This is a genomic window from Achromobacter sp. GW823-FHT04E03, from assembly GCF_058796095.1.
Genome location: NZ_JBXAIJ010000001.1, coordinates 1,434,397 through 1,455,400, shown reverse-complemented (window position 1 = coordinate 1,455,400; position 21,004 = coordinate 1,434,397). Strand labels below are relative to the sequence as shown.

The 21,004-nt window shown below is 65.8% G+C and carries 22 protein-coding genes; 19 read left to right on the top strand and 3 right to left on the bottom strand.

Annotated features, from left to right (window positions below; all coding sequences use genetic code 11):
- The 11 genes from uvrB to AC1RHV_RS06670 all read left to right on the top strand — a co-directional run bounded on the left by uvrB (position 1) and on the right by AC1RHV_RS06670 (position 9,618).
- Positions 1-2,121: an excinuclease ABC subunit UvrB gene (uvrB, locus tag AC1RHV_RS06720; protein WP_225588755.1), complete on the top strand. Its 2,121-nt coding sequence runs from the start codon at positions 1-3 to the stop codon at positions 2,119-2,121.
- Between the two features lie 249 nt (positions 2,122-2,370).
- Positions 2,371-2,862: a low molecular weight protein-tyrosine-phosphatase gene (locus AC1RHV_RS06715; RefSeq protein WP_006386176.1), complete on the top strand. Its 492-nt coding sequence runs from the start codon at positions 2,371-2,373 to the stop codon at positions 2,860-2,862.
- A gap of 194 nt (positions 2,863-3,056) precedes the next feature.
- Positions 3,057-3,599, top strand: coding sequence for a Fe-S cluster assembly transcriptional regulator IscR (gene iscR / locus AC1RHV_RS06710; protein ID WP_054456107.1), 543 nt, complete (start codon positions 3,057-3,059; stop codon positions 3,597-3,599).
- A gap of 21 nt (positions 3,600-3,620) precedes the next feature.
- Positions 3,621-4,832, top strand: a complete 1,212-nt coding sequence (locus tag AC1RHV_RS06705) for an IscS subfamily cysteine desulfurase (RefSeq protein WP_054456109.1) — start codon at positions 3,621-3,623, stop codon at positions 4,830-4,832.
- Between the two features lie 33 nt (positions 4,833-4,865).
- Positions 4,866-5,273 (top strand): Fe-S cluster assembly scaffold IscU, encoded by a 408-nt coding sequence (iscU, locus tag AC1RHV_RS06700; RefSeq protein WP_054456111.1) that lies wholly within the window; start codon positions 4,866-4,868, stop codon positions 5,271-5,273.
- Between the two features lie 2 nt (positions 5,274-5,275).
- Positions 5,276-5,599, top strand: a complete 324-nt coding sequence (gene iscA, locus AC1RHV_RS06695) for an iron-sulfur cluster assembly protein IscA (RefSeq protein WP_042794073.1) — start codon at positions 5,276-5,278, stop codon at positions 5,597-5,599.
- A gap of 3 nt (positions 5,600-5,602) precedes the next feature.
- Entirely contained in the window at positions 5,603-6,115 is a 513-nt protein-coding gene (hscB, locus tag AC1RHV_RS06690; protein ID WP_054456112.1) for a Fe-S protein assembly co-chaperone HscB, read from the top strand.
- A 72-nt stretch (positions 6,116-6,187) separates the two neighbouring features.
- Complete coding sequence (hscA, locus tag AC1RHV_RS06685) at positions 6,188-8,050, top strand: Fe-S protein assembly chaperone HscA (RefSeq protein WP_175181413.1); 1,863 nt, start codon at positions 6,188-6,190, stop codon at positions 8,048-8,050.
- Between the two features lie 9 nt (positions 8,051-8,059).
- Complete coding sequence (fdx, locus tag AC1RHV_RS06680; RefSeq protein ID WP_013394592.1) at positions 8,060-8,401, top strand: ISC system 2Fe-2S type ferredoxin; 342 nt, start codon at positions 8,060-8,062, stop codon at positions 8,399-8,401.
- Positions 8,401-8,595: a Fe-S cluster assembly protein IscX gene (gene iscX, locus AC1RHV_RS06675; protein WP_054456117.1), complete on the top strand. Its 195-nt coding sequence runs from the start codon at positions 8,401-8,403 to the stop codon at positions 8,593-8,595. Before fdx ends, iscX begins: the two co-directional genes overlap by 1 nt.
- Positions 8,596-8,733: 138 nt before the next feature.
- A complete protein-coding gene (locus AC1RHV_RS06670) occupies positions 8,734-9,618 on the top strand; it encodes a methylglyoxal synthase (RefSeq protein ID WP_492300156.1) in 885 nt (294 codons plus the stop codon).
- Between the two features lie 3 nt (positions 9,619-9,621).
- Here AC1RHV_RS06670 and AC1RHV_RS06665 read toward each other — a convergent pair whose 3' ends face one another.
- The gene (locus tag AC1RHV_RS06665; RefSeq protein WP_492300155.1) at positions 9,622-10,425 is read right to left on the bottom strand and encodes an enoyl-CoA hydratase/isomerase family protein; all 804 of its coding nucleotides are present in this window, start codon (positions 10,423-10,425) and stop codon (positions 9,622-9,624) included.
- A gap of 230 nt (positions 10,426-10,655) precedes the next feature.
- Here AC1RHV_RS06665 and AC1RHV_RS06660 point away from each other — a divergent pair, with 230 nt between their 5' ends.
- The 8 genes from AC1RHV_RS06660 to AC1RHV_RS06625 are packed head-to-tail and all read left to right on the top strand — an operon-like array spanning position 10,656 to position 19,118.
- Entirely contained in the window at positions 10,656-11,480 is an 825-nt protein-coding gene (locus AC1RHV_RS06660) for an ABC transporter ATP-binding protein (RefSeq protein WP_054456127.1), read from the top strand.
- A complete protein-coding gene (locus tag AC1RHV_RS06655) occupies positions 11,480-12,358 on the top strand; it encodes a branched-chain amino acid ABC transporter permease (RefSeq protein WP_054456130.1) in 879 nt (292 codons plus the stop codon). Before AC1RHV_RS06660 ends, AC1RHV_RS06655 begins: the two co-directional genes overlap by 1 nt.
- Positions 12,359-12,361: 3 nt before the next feature.
- The gene (locus tag AC1RHV_RS06650) at positions 12,362-13,399 is read left to right on the top strand and encodes a branched-chain amino acid ABC transporter permease (RefSeq protein WP_013394582.1); all 1,038 of its coding nucleotides are present in this window, start codon (positions 12,362-12,364) and stop codon (positions 13,397-13,399) included.
- A 41-nt stretch (positions 13,400-13,440) separates the two neighbouring features.
- Positions 13,441-14,622, top strand: coding sequence for an ABC transporter substrate-binding protein (locus AC1RHV_RS06645; protein WP_054456133.1), 1,182 nt, complete (start codon positions 13,441-13,443; stop codon positions 14,620-14,622).
- A 52-nt stretch (positions 14,623-14,674) separates the two neighbouring features.
- Entirely contained in the window at positions 14,675-15,469 is a 795-nt protein-coding gene (locus AC1RHV_RS06640; RefSeq protein ID WP_054456135.1) for an ABC transporter ATP-binding protein, read from the top strand.
- Complete coding sequence (locus tag AC1RHV_RS06635) at positions 15,466-17,325, top strand: AMP-dependent synthetase/ligase (protein ID WP_492300152.1); 1,860 nt, start codon at positions 15,466-15,468, stop codon at positions 17,323-17,325. The genes AC1RHV_RS06640 and AC1RHV_RS06635 overlap by 4 nt, the downstream gene beginning before the upstream one ends.
- A complete protein-coding gene (locus AC1RHV_RS06630; RefSeq protein WP_492300151.1) occupies positions 17,322-18,476 on the top strand; it encodes a thiolase family protein in 1,155 nt (384 codons plus the stop codon). The genes AC1RHV_RS06635 and AC1RHV_RS06630 overlap by 4 nt, the downstream gene beginning before the upstream one ends.
- Positions 18,477-18,482: 6 nt before the next feature.
- Complete coding sequence (locus AC1RHV_RS06625) at positions 18,483-19,118, top strand: TetR/AcrR family transcriptional regulator (protein WP_054456141.1); 636 nt, start codon at positions 18,483-18,485, stop codon at positions 19,116-19,118.
- A gap of 21 nt (positions 19,119-19,139) precedes the next feature.
- Here AC1RHV_RS06625 and AC1RHV_RS06620 read toward each other — a convergent pair whose 3' ends face one another.
- Both AC1RHV_RS06620 and lysS read right to left on the bottom strand, forming a co-directional pair.
- A complete protein-coding gene (locus AC1RHV_RS06620) occupies positions 19,140-19,460 on the bottom strand; it encodes a preprotein translocase subunit TatB (protein ID WP_054456143.1) in 321 nt (106 codons plus the stop codon).
- A gap of 15 nt (positions 19,461-19,475) precedes the next feature.
- A complete protein-coding gene (gene lysS / locus AC1RHV_RS06615) occupies positions 19,476-20,999 on the bottom strand; it encodes a lysine--tRNA ligase (RefSeq protein ID WP_054456145.1) in 1,524 nt (507 codons plus the stop codon).
- Between the last annotated feature and the right edge of the window lie 5 nt (positions 21,000-21,004).

The window sequence follows — 21,004 nt, the reverse complement described above, 5'->3', positions numbered from 1 at the left end:
ATGCCTAAGAGCGCAATAGACCCGATTACGGCGGGGGCCGCAGCGAACCTGGCGGCCGATCCCGCGGCGGCATCGGCCGTGGCGGATCCGTCCGCGCCAGGCCCTGGATTCATCGATTTCCCGGGCAGCCCGTTTCATCTGTACCAACCCTATCCGCCGGCGGGCGATCAGCCCACCGCCATCGAGGGGTTGACCCAGGGGGTCGAAGACGGCCTGATGTTCCAGACGCTGTTGGGCGTGACGGGCTCCGGCAAGACCTACACCATGGCCAACGTCATCGCCCGCATGGGGCGCCCGGCGCTGGTACTGGCCCCCAATAAGACCCTGGCCGCCCAGCTGTACGCCGAAATGCGGGAGTTCTTCCCGAAGAACGCCGTCGAGTACTTCGTTTCGTACTACGACTACTACCAGCCCGAGGCGTACGTCCCCACGCGCGACCTGTTCATTGAAAAGGATTCGTCCATCAATGAGCACATCGAACAGATGCGCTTGTCGGCGACCAAGAGCCTGCTGGAACGCCGCGACACCATCATCGTGGGCACCGTGTCCTGCATCTACGGTATCGGCAACCCCGGCGACTACCACGCCATGGTGCTGATCCTGCGCGCCGGCGACCAGATCTCGCGCCGCGAGATCCTGGCCCGCCTGGTCGCCATGCAGTACACCCGCAATGACGCCGAGTTCACCCGCGGCGTTTTCCGGGTGCGTGGCGAGACCATCGACATCTTCCCGGCGGAAAGCCCGGAACTGGCGCTGCGCCTGACGCTGTTCGACGACGAGATCGAAAGCCTGGAGCTGTTTGATCCGCTGACCGGCCGCATCCGCCAGAAGCTGCCGCGTTTCACTGTCTACCCCGGTTCGCACTACGTCACGCCGCGCGACACCGTGCTGCGCGCCATCGAGACCATCAAGGAAGAGCTGCGCGAACGGGTCAAGCGCTTCGTCGACGACGGTCATCTGGTCGAAGCCCAGCGGCTGGAGCAGCGCACCCGTTTCGACCTGGAAATGCTGCAGGAGCTGGGCTTCTGCAAAGGCATCGAAAACTATTCCCGCCACCTGTCGGGCGCGGCGCCGGGCGAACCGCCGCCCACCCTCATCGACTACCTGCCGTCCGATGCGCTCATGTTCATCGACGAAAGCCACGTCACCATCGGCCAGTTGGGCGGCATGTACCGGGGCGATCGGGCGCGCAAGGAAACGCTGGTGCAGTACGGTTTCCGCCTGCCGTCGGCGCTGGACAACCGGCCGCTGAAGCTCGAGGAATTCGAGGCCCGGATGCGCCAGTGCGTGTTCGTGTCGGCCACGCCGGCCGCCTACGAGAAAGAGCACACCGACAATGTGGTGGAGCAGGTGGTCCGGCCTACCGGCCTGGTGGACCCGCTGGTCCAGGTCTTGCCCGCCCGCACCCAGGTCGACGATCTGCTCGGGCAGATCAAGGCGCGCGTGGCGCAAGCGGAGCGCGTGCTGGTCACTACCCTGACCAAGCGCATGGCGGAGGATCTCACCGACTTCCTCAGCGAGCATGGCGTGCGCGTGCGCTACCTGCATTCGGATATCGACACTGTCGAACGTGTCGAAATCATCCGCGACCTGCGTCTGGGCACCTTTGACGTGTTGGTGGGGATCAACCTGCTGCGCGAAGGGCTGGATATTCCCGAAGTGTCGCTGGTGGCGATCCTGGACGCCGACAAGGAAGGCTTCCTGCGTTCGGAGCGCAGCCTGATCCAGACCATCGGGCGCGCGGCGCGCAACCTCAATGGCCACGCCATCCTCTATGCGGACCGCATCACCGATTCAATGCAACGCGCCATGGAGGAAACCGAGAGGCGGCGTGCCAAGCAGCTGAAATTCAATGCCGACCATGGCATTACCGCCCGGGGCGTGCAAAAGGCCGTGCGGGAACTGATCGATGGCGTTGTCGCTCCAACCCAGCACGATGCGCTCGAGGCCGCGGTTCCGGCCGAGTTCCTGAAGGACGAAAAGGCCCTGGCTCGCGAGATCAAGCGCCTGGAAAAGCTGATGATGGATCATGCCCGAAACCTGGAGTTCGAACAGGCTGCCGCGGCGCGCGATGCGCTGACCGCGCTGAAGCAGCGCGTGCTGCTGGATGGGGCGGTGTAGCGGCGAAATCATGTCTGAATGTTTCTATATGCTGACAGGCGGCTGAATATGCCGGAAATCTGCTGCGTTGCAATCAGGCTGCCACGATTCGTCCGAATATCCGGATTCAGTGTTCACAGGCTGGATCCAGATTTCTTCCTAAGTATTTGATTTCATTGAATAAATATTGGGGTCATATTCGCCCGGTCAGAATCCCGCAGACGCAAAAAAAGCTTGCCTTATCTCGGGTTTTCCCGCACACTTACTTCCATGATGACCAAGGTACTTTTCGTTTGCATGGGCAATATCTGTCGCTCGCCGAGCGCAGAGGGCGTGTTTCGCCATTTGGTGAACGACGCGGGTTTGGGCGATGTGGTTCGCATCGACTCCGCGGGCACGCACGCGTTTCACATCGGCGAGGCGCCTGATGCCCGGGCGCAGGCCGCAGCGCGCAAGCGCGGCTACGAGATCACGCACTGCGAAGCGCGTCAGGTCACCGCGGAAGATTTCCGCGATTTCGACCTGATCCTCGCCATGGACTGGGACAATCTGTCCGCCATGCAGCAGCAGTGCCCCAAGGCCTACCAGCACAAGCTGATGCTGCTGATGCGCTTTGCCAATGAGTTCGAAGAGGCCACCGTGCCCGATCCGTACTATGGCGGCGCCGATGGCTTCGGCAAGGTCCTGGACTACCTGGAAGACGCCTGTCAGGGCGTCCTCGAGCTGGTGCGCAAGCGCGCTACCCAGTACCAGGCGGCTTGATCCGCTTTTGCCGCAGGGCTGCCCGCCGGGCGGTTCTCGGAGGTGCTTGGCAGTAAAAGACCGCGCGAATGCGCGGTTTTTTCTAGCCGGGAGCCATACCAAATTAGTCGGGAATAGGCTATACTTGAGGCAATTACTCGGGTATTGACCGCTGGATTCGCCTGCGGCCATTGCCGAATCACTGGGAACCTACCATGCGGCTAACTACCAAGGGGCGTTTCGCCGTGACTGCCATGATCGATCTGGCTATGCGGCAGCATAGCGGTCCGGTCACTCTTGCGGCCATCAGCCAGCGTCAGAACATTTCGCTGTCCTATCTGGAACAGCTGTTCGGGAAACTGCGTCGCCACGAACTCGTGGACAGCGTGCGCGGCCCCGGGGGCGGCTACTCGCTCGCGCGCCTCGCCCGCAACGTTACCGTTGCCGACATCATCTTCGCCGTCGATGAACCCCTGGACGCCACCAGCTGCGGCGGCAAGCGGGACTGTACGAGCGGCAACGACGGCAAGCCGGGCAAGTGCATGACGCACGAACTCTGGGCTACGTTGAATCGCAAGATGGTGGATTACCTGGATTCGGTGTCCCTGCAGGATCTCGTCGATCAGCAGCGCGTGCGCCAATTGCAGGAAGCCAACAATCAAGCGCAGGCTTGCGCGGTGCGCGTGAACCGGGTGGGGGGCGCCAACAATGCCGCCAACGCCCCGGCCGCGACCGTCGCCGCCAACGCCACCGTATAAGCAGTATCAGGAGTTGTAGAAATGACCACCCGCCCGATCTATCTGGATTATTCCGCCACGACGCCCGTCGACCCCCGCGTCGTGGACAAGATGGTGCCCTGGCTGTACGACAACTTCGGCAACCCGGCATCCCGCAGCCATGCGTTTGGCTGGGAATCCGAAGAAGCCGTTGAACGCGCCCGCGAAGAAGTCGCCAAGCTGGTGAACGCCGATCCGCGCGAAATCGTCTGGACCTCCGGCGCCACCGAATCCAACAACCTGGCGATCAAGGGCGCTGCCAACTTCTACCAGGAACGCGGCAAGCACATCGTCACCGTCAAGACCGAGCACAAAGCCGTGCTGGACACCTGTCGCGAACTCGAGCGCCAGGGCTTCGAAGTGACCTACCTGGACGTCAAGGACAACGGCCTGATCGACCTGGACACCTTCAAGGCCGCGCTGCGCCCCGATACCGTGCTGGTATCCGTGATGATGGTGAACAACGAAATCGGCGTGATCCAGGACGTGGCAACGCTGGGCGAGATCTGCCGCGAAAAGGGCATCATCTTCCACGTGGACGCCGCCCAGGCAACCGGCAAGGTGGAAATCGACCTGCAAAAGCTCAAGGTCGACCTGATGTCGTTCTCGGCTCACAAGACTTACGGCCCCAAGGGCATCGGCGCGCTGTATGTGCGCCGCAAGCCGCGCATCCGCATCGAAGCGCAGATGCACGGCGGCGGCCATGAGCGCGGTTTCCGCTCGGGCACGCTGGCCACGCACCAGATCGTCGGCATGGGCGAAGCTTTCCGCCTGGCCCGCGAAGAAATGGGCACCGAGAACGAGCGCATCCGCATGCTGCGCGACCGCCTGTGGGCTGGCCTGTCGCAGATCGAAGAGGTCTACCTCAACGGCGACATGGACCAACGCGTTCCGCACAACCTGAATGTCAGCTTCAATTATGTCGAAGGCGAGTCCCTGATCATGGCGATCAAGGAACTTGCCGTCTCCAGCGGCTCGGCCTGCACCTCGGCCAGCCTGGAACCGTCCTACGTGTTGCGCGCCCTGGGCCGCAACGACGAACTGGCGCACAGCTCGATCCGCTTCACGCTGGGCCGTTTCACGACCGAAAAGGAAGTGGACTACGCCATCGAGTTGCTCAAGAGCCGCGTCGGCAAGCTGCGCGATATGTCGCCGCTGTGGGAAATGGCCAAGGAAGGCATCGACCTGAACACCGTGCAGTGGGCTGCGCACTAAGCGCCCGCGCCTTGAAATTCGTGGAGAATTAACATGTCTTACAGCACCAAAGTCCTGGATCACTACGAAAACCCGCGCAACGTCGGTTCGTTCGACAAGTCGGACGAGTCGGTCGGCACCGGCATGGTCGGCGCACCCGCCTGTGGCGACGTGATGAAGCTGCAGATCAAGGTGAACGAAGCCGGCGTGATCGAAGACGCGCGCTTCAAGACCTACGGCTGCGGTTCGGCCATCGCTTCCAGCTCGCTCGTGACCGAATGGGTCAAGGGCAAGACGCTGGACGAGGCGATGAACATCCGCAACACGCAGATCGCCGAAGAACTGGCCCTGCCGCCCGTGAAGGTGCACTGTTCCATCCTGGCCGAAGACGCGATCAAGGCCGCGGTGCAGAACTACAAAGAAAAGCATTCGGCCCCGGCTGAAGCTGCTGTGGCGGGCTGAACATGTCCGTTACCCTGACCCAACAGGCTGCCACCCATATCGGCCGCTACTTGCAGAAGCGCGGAAAGGGTATCGGCTTGCGGCTCGGCGTTAGGACGACGGGCTGCTCCGGCATGGCCTACAAGCTCGAATACGTGGACGACGCGGCAGCGGAAGACGTGGTGTTCGAAAGCTTCGGCGTGAAGGTCTTCATTGACCCGAAAAGCCTGGCCTACCTGGACGGCACCGAACTCGACTACGCCCGCGAAGGCCTGAACGAAGGCTTCAAGTTCCGCAACCCCAACGAAAAGGCGACCTGCGGCTGCGGCGAGTCGTTCACGGTGTAAGTCTTGGCTGGAGACGATCACTTCGGCCTGTTCGGCTTGCCGGCGCGTTTCGATCTGGACGCCCAGGCGCTTGAGTCCGCGTGGCGCACCGTCGCGGCGCAGGTGCATCCCGACCGCTACGCCACTGCCAGCCCCGCGGAACGCCGCGTGGCCATGCAGTGGGCGGCTCGCGCCAACGAGGCCTACCGCCTGTTGCGCGATCCCTTGCTGCGGGCGCGCTACCTTTGCGAGCAGGCCGGCGTGGATCTGCAGACCGAGAGCAACACGGCCATGGACCCCGAGTTCCTGATGCAGCAGATGACGTGGCGCGAGATGCTGGACGACGCGCGCGACGACGCCGACGCTCTGGCGGCCTTGCAGGCGGAATTGCAGCAGGCGCGCGCTGCCATGCGCGCCACGCTGGCCCGTCTGCTGGACCAGGACCGCGACTACGCCGCGGCGGGGCTCAAGGTGCGGGAGTGGATGTTCGTGGAGAAGTTGGCGGAAGAACTGGCGCACGCCCAGCCCGCCGCATAGCCCAGGCCGCGCCGGGGCGTCCGCGAGACGGGCGCCGGCACAGCGCCGCCTACTGACCAAAAAAACAGAATCATGGCCTTATTGCAGATATCAGAGCCTGGCGAATCGCCCGCGCCTCACCAGCGCAAGCTGGCGGTCGGGATCGACCTGGGCACCACCAATTCCCTGGTCGCGGCCGTGCGCAGCAGCGTCGCCGAAGTGCTGAGGGACGAGCAAGGCCACGCCTTGCTGCCTTCCGCCGTGCGCTATTTCGCCGGCGGCAAGGTCACCACGGGGCGGGAACCGCTCGCGCAGCAGGCCGAAGATCCTCTGAATACCGTTGTGTCGGTCAAGCGTTTCATGGGCCGTTCGCTGGAAGAGGCGCGCGCCAGCCGCGCACCGTACGAATTCGTGGACGCGCCTGGCATGGTGCGCATCCGCACCGTCCAGGGCGACCTGAGCCCGGTTGAAGTGTCGGCGCAGATCCTGGCCGTCCTGCGCCAGCGCGCCGAGGACGTGCTGGGCGATGACCTGGTCGGCGCGGTCATCACGGTGCCTGCTTACTTCGATGACGCCCAGCGCCAGGCGACGCGAGACGCCGCGCGTCTGGCCGGCCTGAACGTGCTGCGCCTGCTGAACGAACCCACGGCGGCGGCCATTGCCTACGGCCTGGATAATGCCGCCGAAGGCGTGTATGCGGTGTACGACCTGGGCGGCGGAACGTTCGACGTTTCCATCTTGCGCCTGACCCAGGGCGTGTTCGAAGTCATCGCCACGGGCGGCGATACCGCCTTGGGCGGCGACGACTTCGATGCCTTGATCGTCGATCACGTGGTGGCCGGACTCGCTGCTGGCGAGTTTTCGCCGGCGGACCGCCGCCGCCTGCTGATGGCGGCGCGCGCTGCGCGCGAAGCCTTGTCGGACGCCGATGCGGCCAGCCTGAAGCTGGAATTGTCCGATGGCCGGACCGTGGACACGAACCTGACGCGGGCGGCATTTGAAGAACTGGCGCAGCCCCTGATCGTGCGCACGCTGGACTGCGCGCGCCGCGCCTTGCGCGACGCCTCGCTGACGCCAGCCGATGTGCGCGGCGTGGTGATGGTCGGCGGCGCCACGCGCATGCCGGTCGTGCGCGCTGCCGTGGGCAAGCTGTTCGGCACGCAACCGCTGACCGACCTCGATCCGGACCAGGTGGTGGCGCTGGGCGCCGCCTTGCAGGCCAATCTGCTGGCGGGCAACCGCGCTCCCGGCGAAGACTGGCTGTTGCTGGATGTGATCCCGCTGTCGCTGGGGCTGGAAACCATGGGCGGCCTGGTGGAGCGCATCATCCCGCGCAACAGCACGATTCCCGTGGCGCGCGCCCAGGAATTCACGACCTTCAAGGATGGCCAGACGGCCATGAGCATCCACGTGGTGCAAGGCGAACGCGACCTGGTCTCCGATTCGCGCTCGCTGGCGCGCTTTGAGCTGCGCGGCATTCCGCCCATGGTGGCCGGCGCAGCACGCATCCGCGTGACCTTCCAGGTGGACGCCGACGGCCTGCTGAGCGTGACCGCGCGCGAGCAGAGCAAGGGCGTCGAGGCCATGGTGTCGGTCAAGCCGTCCTATGGCCTGACCGACGACGAGATCGCGCAGATGCTGGCAGACAGCGTGGCGCAAGCCGACACCGATGCCCGCGCCCGCATGTTGCGCGAGCAACAGGTGGACGCGCGCCAGTTGGTCGAGTCGGTGCAGGCCGCGCTGGCCGTCGATGGCGATCTGCTGGACGCCGAAGAACGCAAGCGCGTGGACGAATGCCTGCAGGCTGCCATCGCCGCCCAGGATGCGCAGGACGTGGACACAGTGAAGGACGCGGTCCAGGCCCTGTCGGCCGCGACCGATGATTTCGCTGCGCGCCGCATGGACCGCAGCATCCGCGCCGCGCTGGCGGGCCGCAAACTTGATGAGATTGCCTGATAACACGCTATGCCGAAACTGACTGTATTGCCTCATCCCGACTACTGCCCGGAAGGCGCCGTGATCGAAGACGCGCCCAAGGGCGTGTCGATCTGCCGCGTGCTGCTGGATAACCACATCGACATCGAACACGCATGCGAACTGTCGTGCGCCTGCACGACCTGTCACGTGGTGGTCAAGCAGGGCTATTCTTCGCTGGAAGACGCGACCGATGACGAAGAGGATCTGCTGGATAAGGCCTGGGGCTTGACCCCGACCTCGCGCCTGTCCTGCCAGGCGCTGGTGACGGACGCCGACCTGACGGTCGAGATCCCCAAATACACCATCAACCACGCCAAAGAGGGCCATTGATGAAGTGGACCGACACCTACCAGATCGCCGAGGCTCTGCTCGACGCGCATCCTGACGCGGACCCCAAGACGCTGCGCTTCGTGCAGCTGCGCGAATGGGTCCTGGCCTTGCCGGGCTTCAACGACGACCCCGCGCATTGCGGCGAGAAGATCCTGGAGGCCATCCAGATGGCCTGGATCGACGAGGCGGACTGATCGCCAAACCAGAAACGCTCCCTGCGGGGAGCGTTTTTGTTTTTGAGCGCGGCGGATCCGGGCCAAAGCTGCCGCGGCCATGCCCGCCACGGTATCATCAAGGATCTTCTTGTTGTCCCTACTTGCCTGAGTCCACCGATGCCCGCTGCCCAATTGCGCTTTGGCCTGGCCGCCAACCGGCTGCACCACGAAACTCCCGATGCCGCGCTGTTTACCTGGCTGCGCGCCTGTTCGGGCACGATACGCGAGCTGGGCGTGCAGTTGCACACCGTAGGCCGCACGCACGACGCGATCGTGCGCGAGGGCATGCTGCAGGGCTACGGCGGGTTGATCCGCTATCCGTACGGCCGCGAGGGCGGCCTGATGAAGCTGGTGGCCCGGGTGACGGAAGGGCGTGACGGGCAGGCGCCGTTCGACGGCGCGATCTATCTGATCGATCCCGTCGACCCGTCGTCGATTTTCCCGGAGGCGCTGGCGCTCAAGCGCCAGTGCATCACGCACGGCCGCCCGTTCATCTCGACGCTTGCCGGCGCCATCGAATGGATGGAAGTCGAACGCGTCCACGCCGGCTTGGCGCCGGACGTCTCGGCTTCGCGCCATTTCAACTTCACTGGCCAGACGGTGGCGTTGATTGCCCACGATGCGCTCAAGGACGAGATGGTGGCATTCGCCAGCGAGCATTTCGACGTGCTGTCGCGGTTTGCGCGGCGCGTCGCCACGGGCACCACCGGCGGCCGCTTGAACGAGCTGGCCTGGTCGCGCGGCTGGCCCAAGGATAGGCCCTGGGTGCACCGCTACCTGAGCGGGCCGCTGGGCGGCGACGCCCAGATCGCGGAGCTGGTGCTGGAACACCAATGCCAGCGTGTGATCTTCTTCGAGGATCCGCATGTGGCGCGCCAGCACGAGGCCGACATCCAGCTGCTGGAACGCGCGGTGCGGGTGGTGACCGAGTCCGCGACCTGCGCGACTTCGCCGGTAGTGGCGCGGCGCTGGGCGCAGGCGGTGGAAAAGCGCGTCGTTTGAGTCTTATCTGCCCTTGAACTGCGGCGTCCGCTTCTCGCGGAATGCCCGCACGCCTTCCGCGAAGTCCGTGCGCGAGGCGCTGTCCAGAAAGCGCGCGGTTTCCTCGGCCAGTTGGGTTTCCAGCGTGGCGTGTTCGGCCGAGCGCAGCAGGTCCTTGGCCCCCGCGATGCCGTGCGGCGCGTGGCGGGCAATCTCTTGCGCGTAGGTTTGCGCGGCTTGCGCGAGTTCTCCGGTTGGGGCGGTGCGCGTGACGATGCCCCAGGCCAGCGCGTCGCTGGCGGGGAACGGGTCATGGCGCAATAGCAAGTCCAGCGCGCGACGGGCGCCCAGCACCCGAGTGAGACCGTGGGTCATGCCGGCGTCGGGAGTCGCTCCAAGCTTGAGGTAGGCCGTCATGAAGCGGGCGTCGGCGTCGGCGATGGCCAGGTCGCAGGCCAATACCAGCGACAGGCCCGCACCCGCGGCAATGCCGTGGACCTGGGCAATCCAGATCTTGTCCATGCGGGCGATGCGCGCAATGAAGTCGTTCAATGGCGTGAACAGGTCCAGCAGCGTGGCGCGCACCAACGCGGGTTCGCCCGTGAACATACTGATGTCGCCGCCCGCGCAGAAAGCCTTGCCCGTCGCGCGCAGCAGCACGACGCGGATTTCATCGCGCGCTTCCAGCCATTGCGCGGCCCGTTGCAAGTCCTGCGCCATCGCCACGTCGATGGCGTTCAGCGCGTCGGGGCGGTTCAGCGTCACGGTCGCGATCGCGCCGTCGGTTTCCAGAAACAGCGTCTGGAAGGCGGGGTGTTCTTGGGTCATGGCGAGTCTCCGTTATCGGGTAAGTACCAACTGTCGATCCAAAAACCGCGATGCTATGGTCTGAACCGAGCGCTTGCTTGGTTTTCTTTTAAGCACGCTTAGCGTAACGCATAGAACGATTTTCCGGCGCTGTACTGGCGTAGGTAAAGACAGGTTCGTTGCATCTCCTGCCTCGCGGGTTCGCCAGACCAACGTCGATAAAAACTTCGCATGTAAAGGCGAGGAGACAAATGGTGGATCAGTCCGACAGCCCTCCCTTGCTGGAGGTGGATGGGGTCACGCTGGCGTTCGGCGGGGTCAAGGCGCTTACCGGTGTGGGCTTTCGCGTGGAGTCCGGCTCCATCACCACGGTCATCGGCCCCAATGGCGCGGGCAAGACCTCGCTGTTCAACACCATTTCCGGCTTCTACCGCCCCGCATCCGGGCAGATCCGCTTCCAGGGTCGCGACATCACGCGCGTGGCGGCGCCCGAACGCGCCCGGCTGGGCCTGGCGCGCAGCTTCCAGAACATTGCGCTGTTCCGCGGCATGACGGTGCTGGACAACATCAAGCTGGGCCGCCACGCCCACCTGCGGACCAATGTGTTGGATGCCTTGCTGTATTTCGGGCGGGCGCGCCGCGAAGAGATGGCGCTGCGCGCCGACATCGAAGAACGCATCATCGACTTTCTGGAGATCGACCACATCCGCCACGCGCCGGTGGCCGCGCTGTCCTACGGCCTGCAAAAGCGGGTGGAGCTGGCGCGGGCGCTGGCCATGAATCCCAAGGTGCTGATGCTGGACGAACCGGTGGCGGGCATGAACCGCGAAGAGACGGACGACATGGCGCGCTTCATTCTGGACGCGCGCTCAGAATGGGGCGTAACGGTGCTGATGGTCGAGCATGACATGGGCATGGTGATGGACCTGTCGGACCACGTGGTGGTGCTGAACTTCGGCCAAGTCATTGCCGATGGCACGCCGGCGCAGGTGCAGGCAGACCCGCAGGTCATCCAGGCCTATCTGGGCGCGGGCGACGTCGGCGATCTGCGGCGGCGCCTGCGGGAGGCGGCTTGATGGACATGCTGTTCTTCCTGGAAGTCACGCTGGCCGGGCTGGGCAGCGGCGGGCTTTATGCGCTGGCGGCGCTGGCCTTCGTCATCGTCTACAAGGCGACCCGGGTGGTGAACATCGCCATCGGCGAATTCCTGATGCTGGGCGCCTACGTGTTCTATGCCTTTGCCACCGGCATGGAATGGCCGATCTGGCTGGCCATCGTGGGAGCGGTGGTGGTGTCGGGCGCGCTGGGGGCGCTGGTCGAGCGGCTGACCATCCGTCCCATGCTGGGCGAAGCGCCGATCTCGGTATTCATGATCACGGTGGGGCTGGCGTCGATCCTGGTGGGCGTGGTCGAACTGATCTGGACGGCGGACCAGCGCCGCCTGCCGGAATTCATGCCGCGTTCGCCGGTGATGATAGGCGAGGCCTTCGTCGCGCCCAAGGTGTTCTACGGCTTCTGGGTGGCGGTAGTGCTGGCGCTGCTGGTGCTGGTGGTGTTCCGCTATTGGCGCGGCGGGGTGGCGCTGCGGGCCACGGCTTCGGACCAGGGCGCGGCTTACGCCATGGGCATCAACGTGCCGCGCGTGTTTTCGCTGGCCTGGGTGGCGGCGGGCGCGCTGGCCGCGGTGTCGGGCGTGATCGTGGGCGCGATCGGCGGCATCTCCTCGTCGATGGGCGTGTTCGGCCTGTCGGTGCTGGTGGTGGTCATCGTGGGCGGGCTGGACAGCGTGGCGGGCGCCCTGGTGGGCGGCGTGTTCATCGGCCTGCTGGAAGCCTGGGCCGGCGCCTACATGGGCGGCGAATACAAATTGCTGGCCACTTTCATCGTGCTGGTGGTGGTGCTGATGGTCAGGCCCTATGGCCTGTTCGGCACCCGTGAAATCGAGAGGCTCTGACCGATGCGCATCGCGACTGCCAAGCAGACTTATCTTGCGGACGAAGCGCTGTTCGACACCCGTACGCAGAAGGCGTGGCTGGTCTTGCTGGCTGCGTCCCTGGTCATGTTTCCCTTCGTGGCGGATGCCTACTGGCTGTACCTGGCCTGCCTGGTGGCGATCAACGTCGCCAGCGCCACGGGACTGAATATCCTCACGGGCTATACCGGCCTGGTCAGCCTGGGGCAGGCCGCCTTCATGGGACTGGGGGCGTACACGGTCGCGGTGCTGGAGCAGCGGCTGGGCACGCCGGTGCTGCTCAATCTGGTGGCCGGCGGGCTGGTGGCGATGCTGGGCGGCCTGCTGGTCGGCATTCCGTCCTTGCGAGTGAAGGGCCTGTACCTGGCCATCGCCACGATCGCCGCGTCGTTCATCGCGCATTTCATCTTCGCCAACTGGCAGTTCACGGGCGGCACGACGGGAATGCAGGTGCCGCCGGCGCGGGTGCTGGGCGTGGACCTGGATACCTCGTTCAAGATCTACTGGCTGATCGTGCCGGTGACGGCGCTGATGGTGCTGGGGGCGGCCAACCTGTTCCGCACGCGCATCGGGCGCGCCTTCATCGCCATACGCGACCGCGACATTTCGGCCGAGGTGCTGGGCATACGCCTGCTGCGCTACAAGCTGCTGTCGTTCGGCCTGTCCTCGTTCTACGCCGGCGTGGCGGGCGGCATGTGGGCCTATTTCTTCCGGGTGGTCACGCCCGAGAGCTTCCCGCTGATCATGTCGATTTTCTTCCTGGCGGCCATCATCGTGGGCGGCATGGGCACGATCCTGGGGTCCATCCTGGGCGCCATCTTCATGACCATGGTGCCGGAACTGCTCAAGCTGATCGTGGGCTGGCTGCCGGTGGGCGGCGACGCGCTGCGCCTGATTTCGCCGGTGCGCACCATTGTTTTCGGCCTGCTGATCGTGGGCTTTCTGATCTTCGAGCCGCACGGGCTCGCGGAAATCTGGCGGCGCGTGCGCCGCTACTTCCACCTCTGGCCTTTCCGTACCTAGCCATGGCGGCGGCCATCCATAAGACCCTCAGGAGACTAACCATGAAGCGCATCCGGATCGGCAGCGGTTTATCGAGGTTGTTGGCCCCGCTGGGCCTGGCGGCGGCCCTGTCGGCGGCGCCCGCCGCGCAGGCGGCCGAGGACCTGGTGCTGGGCGGTTCCATCCCGCTGAGCGGGGTGTTCGCCTTCGCCGGGCAGGGCATCCACGCCGGCATCACCGACTACGTGAAGATCGTCAACGACCAGGGCGGGGTAAAGGGCCGCAAGCTGCGCTACGTGCCGGAAGACACCGCCTACAAGGTGGACGCGTCGGTGGCGGCCTTCAAGAAGATCACCAGCCAGAACAAGGTGAACTTCTACTACGGCGACTCGACAGGCTTCTCCAAGACCATCAACGCCGAGCTGAACCGCACGGGCGACATCCTGATGACAGGCGCGTCCTTTGCCACCGAACTCAACGATCCGGCCAAGTACCCGGCCCAGTTCATGCTGGGACCTGACTACACGGAAATGTTCGGCATACTGCTGCGCTATATCGCCAAGGAACAGCCGGGCGCCAAGGTGGCTTTCGTGTATTCGGACACGGAGTTCGGCCGCGATCCCATCGCCAGCTCGCGCGCGGTGGCGGAAAAGCTGGGCCTGAAGGTCGCGACCGAGATCATGACGCCGCCGGGCAGCGTGGACGTGTCGACCGAGGTCATCAAGCTGCGCCGCGCCGATCCGGACTACACCATCTTCCACGGTTACGTGCTGGCGCCGATTCCGGAATTCGTGGGGCAGGGCAAGCGCATGGGCCTGAAGACGCGCTACATGGGCACGTTCTGGACCATGGACAACTCCACCGTGATGCAGATGGGAGAGGACGCCGAAGGCTTCATGGGCGTGATGCCGTACCGCTACTACTACGACACGGCGGCCGACGCGCCGATGCTGAAGAAGATCCGCGAAATGCGCCCGCAGTACCAGAGCACCGGCTACATGCAGGGCTTCCTGGCCGCCATGCTGTTCACCGAGGTCGCCAAGCGCACGCTGGACGCTGGCAAGGAGCTGACCAGCGCCAACATGAAGGCGGCGCTGGACGGCATCAAGGACTTCGACACGGGCGGCCTGATCGGCGTGCCGATCTCGATCAAGGGCAACTCCATCCCGGTGGGCCGGATCTATCGCGCCGATGTGAAGCAGAAGCAGATGGTGCCGGCATCCGACTGGATCGTGCTGAAGTGAGGCGGCTGTGAACCCTGGACATGACGCGCATGCCGCAGCGCCCGCAGCGGCGGTGCTCGATATCAACAATATCGAAGTCGTCTACAACAAGGCGGTGCAGGTGCTGCGCGGCTTGTCCCTGTCGGTGCCCGCCGGCAGCATCGTGGCCCTCCTGGGCAGCAATGGCGCCGGCAAGTCCACCACCCTGAAGGCCGTGTCCGGCCTGCTGGATCTGGAGGACGGTGCGCTGGTGCGCGGGCAGATCGTCTTCAACGGCGGCGACACCGCGGGCGCCAGGCCGCAGAACCTGGTGCGCGCGGGGTTGGCGCATGTGATGGAGGGACGCCGGGTGTTCGAGGACCTGACGGTCGAGGAAAACCTGGTGGCCGCGACCTATGCCTTGACGGGCAGGCCGGGTGCGAAGGTCGACTTCGACCTGGTCTACGGCTACTTTCCGCGCCTGTTCGAGCGGCGCCGCGGCCTGGCAGGCTATCTGTCGGGCGGCGAGCAGCAGATGCTGGCCATCGGCCGCGCGCTGATCGCGCAGCCCAGGCTGATGCTGCTGGACGAACCTTCGCTGGGCCTGTCGCCGATGCTGGTCGAGAACATCTTCTCCATCATCGCGCGCATCAACCACGAACAAGGGGTGTCGATGCTGCTGGTGGAGCAGAACGCCTCGGTGGCCTTGGCGGTGGCGCATTATGGCTACATCATGGAGACCGGCAAGGTGGTGATCGACGGCAGCGCCGAAAAGCTGGCGGCGGATCCCGACGTGCGCGAGTTCTACCTGGGCGTGGGCGGCACGGGCGAGGCCCGTGGCTTTCGCGACATCAAGCACTACAAGCGCCGCAAGCGCTGGCTGTCATGATGGACAAGCATATGGATACCTCCGGCGCATCGGCGCAGGCGTGGCCGGCCTTGACGCTGCCGCAGATGCTGCGCGAACAGGCCCGGCGCCAACCCGCGGCCATCGCCATCCGGCAAAAGGATTTCGGCATCTGGAAGCCCATGACCTGGGCGGAATACTGGAGCCGGGCCTGCCGCGTGGGGCTGGGCCTGCGCGCCCTGGGACTGAGCGCGGGCGGCCGGGTCGCCATCGTCTCCGAGAACCGCGTCGAATGGCTGCTGGCGCAGATGGGCGCAGGCGCGGTCGGCGCGGTGGCGGTGGGCGTGTACTCCACCAGCCCGGCCGAGGAGATGGGCTACGTGCTGGAACACGCGGACGTGGAACTGGTGGTGTGCGAGGACCAGGAGCAGACCGACAAGGTGCTGCAGGTGGCGGACCGGCTGCCCCTTTTGCGCCGCATCGTCATGATGGAGACCAAGGGCCTGCGCTCCTATGCGCCGGCCGAGCGCGAGCGCATCGTGACCTACGCCGAGATCGAGGCCGAGGGCGCGCGGCGCGAGGCGGCGGAACTCGCCGCGTTGAACGCGGCGCTGGACGGCCAGCGGCTGGACGATACCGGCCTCATGATCTACACGTCCGGTTCCACCGGCAAGCCCAAGGGCGCGATGCTGAGCTACGGCAATATGCGCGGCGTGGCGCCGGGCATTGCCGACCGCCTGGCGATGGACGGCGGCAGCGTGCACCTGTCCTACCTGCCGCTATGTCACGTGGCCGAACAGATGCTGTCCACCTTCGTGCCCATCTATCTGGGCGCGCAGGTGAACTTTGGCGAATCGATACGCACGGTGCAGGAAGATTTGCGCGAAGTCGCGCCCACGATCTTCCTGGGCGTGCCGCGCATCTGGGAAAAACTGCACGCCGCCATTTCGATCAAGATGCAGGAGGCCGGGCGTTTGCAGCAATGGCTTTACGGACGCGCGTTGGCCGCCTGCACGCCGTTCCTGGAAAAGTCCCCCGCGCAGTACACGTTGCGCGAGCGCTGGACGCGCTGGCTCTGGTACTGGCTGGTGCTGCGCGCCCTGCAGAACTTCATCGGGCTGCGGCGGGTGCGCGTGGCCATGACCGGCGCGGCGCCGATCTCGCCGGACGTTGTGCGCTACTTCCGCACGCTGGGCGTGCCGCTGATCGAGGTCTATGGGCTGACGGAGTCCGCCGGCATGATCTTCGGCCAGCATCCGGACCGCGTGAAGGTGGGCACCGTGGGCGAACCCATCCTGGGCGTGGAATGGCGCATGGGCGAGGCCGGCGAGCTGCTGGTGCGCGGCGATATGGTGTTCCAGGGCTATTACAAGAATCCGGAAGCCACCGCCAGCACCGTGCGCGACGGCTGGCTGTATACGGGCGATGTGGTGGCCGAAGACGCGGGGCGCGTGCGCATCGTGGACCGCCTGAAGGACATCATGATCACGGCGGGCGGCAAGAACCTGACGCCCTCCGAGATCGAGAACGCGGTCAAGGGCAGCCCTTACGTCAAGGAATGCATCGTGATCGCGGACGGCAGGAAGTACGTGTCCGCGCTGATCCAGCTGGAGTTCGACACGGTGGGCAAATGGGCCGAGTCGCGCCGCATCGCCTTCACGCATTTCCGCTCGCTGGCCGAATGCGCGCAGGTGCGCGAACTGGTGCAGCAGGAAGTCGCGCGCGCCAACGCCGGCCTGGCGCCGGTGGCGCAGATCAAGCGCTTCCATCTGCTGACCAAGGAGCTGGATCACGACGATGGCGAAGTGACCGCGACCATGAAGGTCAGGCGCGCCAGCATCTACCGCAGCTATGCGGATGAGATCGAAGCGCTCTACGTTGAGGAGACGACGGCATGAACGACGCCGTGATCGTGGAGGCCGTGCGCACCCCTTTCGGGCGGCGCGGCGGATGGTGGGCGGATACCAGGCCGGATACGCTGCTGGCCGAGACGGTGTCCGGCCTGCTGGCGCGGGCCGGACTGCCGGGGGCCCAGGTCGAGGACCTGATCGCGGGCTGCGTCAGCCAGGCGGGCGAGCAGGGCGCCAACATCGGCAGGCTGGCCGCCATGCTTGCTGGCCTGCCTGAGAGCGTGCCGGGCGTGGCCCTGAACCGCATGTGCGGATCCAGCCAGCAGGCGGTGCATTTCGGCGCGCAAGCCATCGCCGCGGGCGACATGCGCTACGTGGTCGCGGGCGGCGTGGAGAGCATGAGCCGGGTGCCGATGTTCCTGGACGTGACGCTGGGCCAGGGCGAGTTCCGCGGCTTCGAAGGCTTGAACCCGGCCCTGCTGGAGCGCTATCCATTGATCCACCAGATCGAGAGCGCGGAGCGGATCGCAGAACGTTGGCAGCTGTCCCAGGCAGAGATGGACGAATGGGCAAGGGAAAGCCACGCGCGCGCCTGGAGCGCCGCGCAGGCCGGCCGCCACGCCGAGCTGCTGCCGGGGCCGCGGGCCGATGCCGGGCGTGACGAAGGCATACGCGAGAAAACCGACCTCGCCCGCATGGCCGCCATGGCGCCTGCCTTGCGGCCGCCGGGCCAGGGTGGCGTCACGGCCGCCAACGCCAGCCAGTTGGCGGACGGGGCGTCCGCGGTGCTGCTGGCCGACCGAGATGCGGCGCTGGCCGATGGCTTGCGACCCCGCGCGCGCTTCCTGGCGCGGGTGGTGGTGGGATCGGATCCGGTGCTGCAATTGACGGGCGTGATCCCGGCGGCGCGGCAGGCGCTGGCGCGCGCCGGCCTGAGCCTGGAAGACATCGACTGGATCGAGATCAACGAAGCCTTCGCCAGTGTGGTGCTGGCCTGGCAGCGTGAACTGGGCGCCAATCTGTCGCGCGTCAATCCTTGGGGCGGGGCGATCGCGCATGGGCATCCGCTGGGGGCGACGGGAGCCGGCCTGATGGCCAAGATGCTGACGGGTTTGGAAGCCACCGAAGGCGAGTTGGGCATGCAGCTGATGTGCATCGGCCACGGCATGGCCACGGCGACCATCATCCAGAGGCTGTGACCGGACATGGAGAAACTGCGGGAGGCCGCGCAAGGGCGGGACGAGGGTTCGGAGTCCGAACGCCGGCGCGAGGTGATCCTGACGGCCGGACAGCTGTTCTGCAAGCACGGCTATGAACGCACCACCGTGCGCGAGCTGGCGCGGGCGGTGGGTCTGCAGTCCGGCAGCCTGTTCCATCATTTCCGCAGCAAGGAGGAGATCCTGGTGGCGGTGATGAACAACGGCATCCAGGAAGTGATAGACGACGGCGAACGGGCGCTGGCGCGCTACCGGGCGCCGGCTGACCGGCTGGCGGCGCTGTTCCGCGTGCATATGTGGAGCATGCTGCACGGCGCGGGCGGCGACGCGATGAACGCGCTGGTCTATGAATGGCGCAGCCTGTCCGCACCCAGCCGCGCGGCCGTGAAATCGCTGAGCGACCACTATGAGGAGATGTGGCAGGACGCGGTGGCGGCAGCGGTCGCGGCGGGGCTGCTGCAAGGCGATGCGCGCGTCATCAAGCGCTGCGTGCTGGGCGCCATGAACCTGACGGTGCAGTGGTACAAGCCGGACGGCCGCTTGCCGCCCGCCGAATTCATCGATGCGATGTTGCAGGCCTCGCTGCCGTCGTTGCCGGCGGGCGCCGGCAAGTGGCCCGAATAGGCGCGCGGCAGGGGCGGGCGTTCAGCCCCGGCGCTTGAGGAACGCGCCTACGGCGCAGACGACGGCCAGCGCCAGCAGCGTGCCCGCCACGGGCAGCAGGAAATCCACCTGCCCGTGATAGCCGCCGCCGGTTACGCCGCCGGCCACGCCGCCCGCCCACAACAGGAAGGTCATGAGCGAAGCCGCCACCGACAGCGCCGCGGCGATACACAGCGCGATGAACGCCGGCCGACGCGGCCGCGCCGCCGGATAGGGGGAATAGGGCGAGCCGCTGCGGGGCTGTTTGATCCAGTAGACCAGCCCCGCCACGACCAGCAGCAGCATCAGGATCTTGAAGATCATGATGCCAGCGCCCGTTTAGTCTTCACGGCGCAGGTGCGGGAAGAGGATGACGTCGCGGATGCTGGGGCTGTCGGTCAGCAGCATGACCAGGCGGTCGATGCCGATGCCGCAGCCGCCCGTCGGAGGCATGCCGTATTCCAGGGCGCGGATGTAGTCCGCGTCGTAGAACATGGCTTCCTCGTCGCCCGCGTCCTTGGCTTCGACCTGCGAGCGGAAACGCTCGGCCTGGTCTTCGGGATCGTTCAGCTCCGAGAAGCCGTTGGCGATTTCGCGGCCCGTCATGAAGAGCTCGAAGCGCTCGGTGATGCCCTCGCGGGTATCGGAGGCGCGCGCCAGCGGCGAGACTTCCACCGGGTAGTCGATGATGTAGGTGGGGTTCCAGAGCTTGGCTTCGGCGGTCTCTTCGAACAGCGCCAGCTGCAGCGCGCCCAGGCCGGCGCGCGACAGCACCGGGCCGTCGGCGTCGGCGCCCAGCTTCTTGAGTTCCGCGCGCACGAAGGCCGGATCGTCCAGTTGCGCCTGGGTGTAGCCCGGCGCGTACTTGAGGATGGCTTCGCAGATGGTCAGGCGGTCGAACGGCTTGGACAGGTCCAGTTCGCGTTCCTGGTAGGTCAGCACGGCGCTGCCGGTGGCCGAGATGGCGGCCTGGCGGATCAGCTCTTCGGTGAAGTCCATGAGCCAGCGGTATTCCGCGAAGGCCGCATAGAACTCCATCATGGTGAATTCAGGGTTGTGGCGCGGGCTCACGCCCTCGTTGCGGAAGTTGCGGTTGACTTCGAACACGCGTTCGAAGCCGCCCACGATCAGGCGCTTGAGGTAGAGCTCGGGCGCGATGCGCAGGTACATTTCCATGTCCAGCGCATTGTGGTGCGTGACGAAGGGCTTGGCCGCCGCGCCGCCCGGGATCGGGTGCAGCATCGGGGTTTCCACTTCAAGAAAGCCCGCGTTCAGCATGAACTGGCGGATGCTGCCCACGGCCTTGCTGCGCGCCTCGAACGTGCGGCGCGTGGCGTCCGTCATGATGAGGTCGACGTAGCGCTGGCGGTAGCGCAGTTCCTGGTCGGCCACGCCGTGGAACTTGTCCGGCAGCGGGCGCAGCGACTTGGACAGCAGGCGCGCGCTGGCGGCGTGCACCGACAGTTCGCCCTTGTTGGTCTTGAAGACCGACCCTTCGATCGCGATGATGTCGCCGATGTCCCATTGCTTGAACGCGGCGTAGCTGTCTTCGCCCAGGGTGCCGCGGTCCAGGTAGATCTGGATGCGGCCGGTGCTGTCCTGCAGCGTGGCGAAGCTGGCCTTGCCCATGACGCGCTTGAGCATCATGCGGCCTGCGACCTTGACGGTGACGGGGTTGGCGGCCAGGGCTTCCTGCTCCTGGCCGTCGTACTTGTCGTGCAAGGCGGCGGCGCGGGCGTCGGGAACGAAATCGTTGGGGTACGCGACCCCGGCTTCACGCAGTTTGGCCAGCTTGGCGCGCCGTTCGGCGATCAAGCGGTTTTCATCCTGGGCGGGCGCCGGAGTGGTCGAGTGGTCGGTCATGGTCG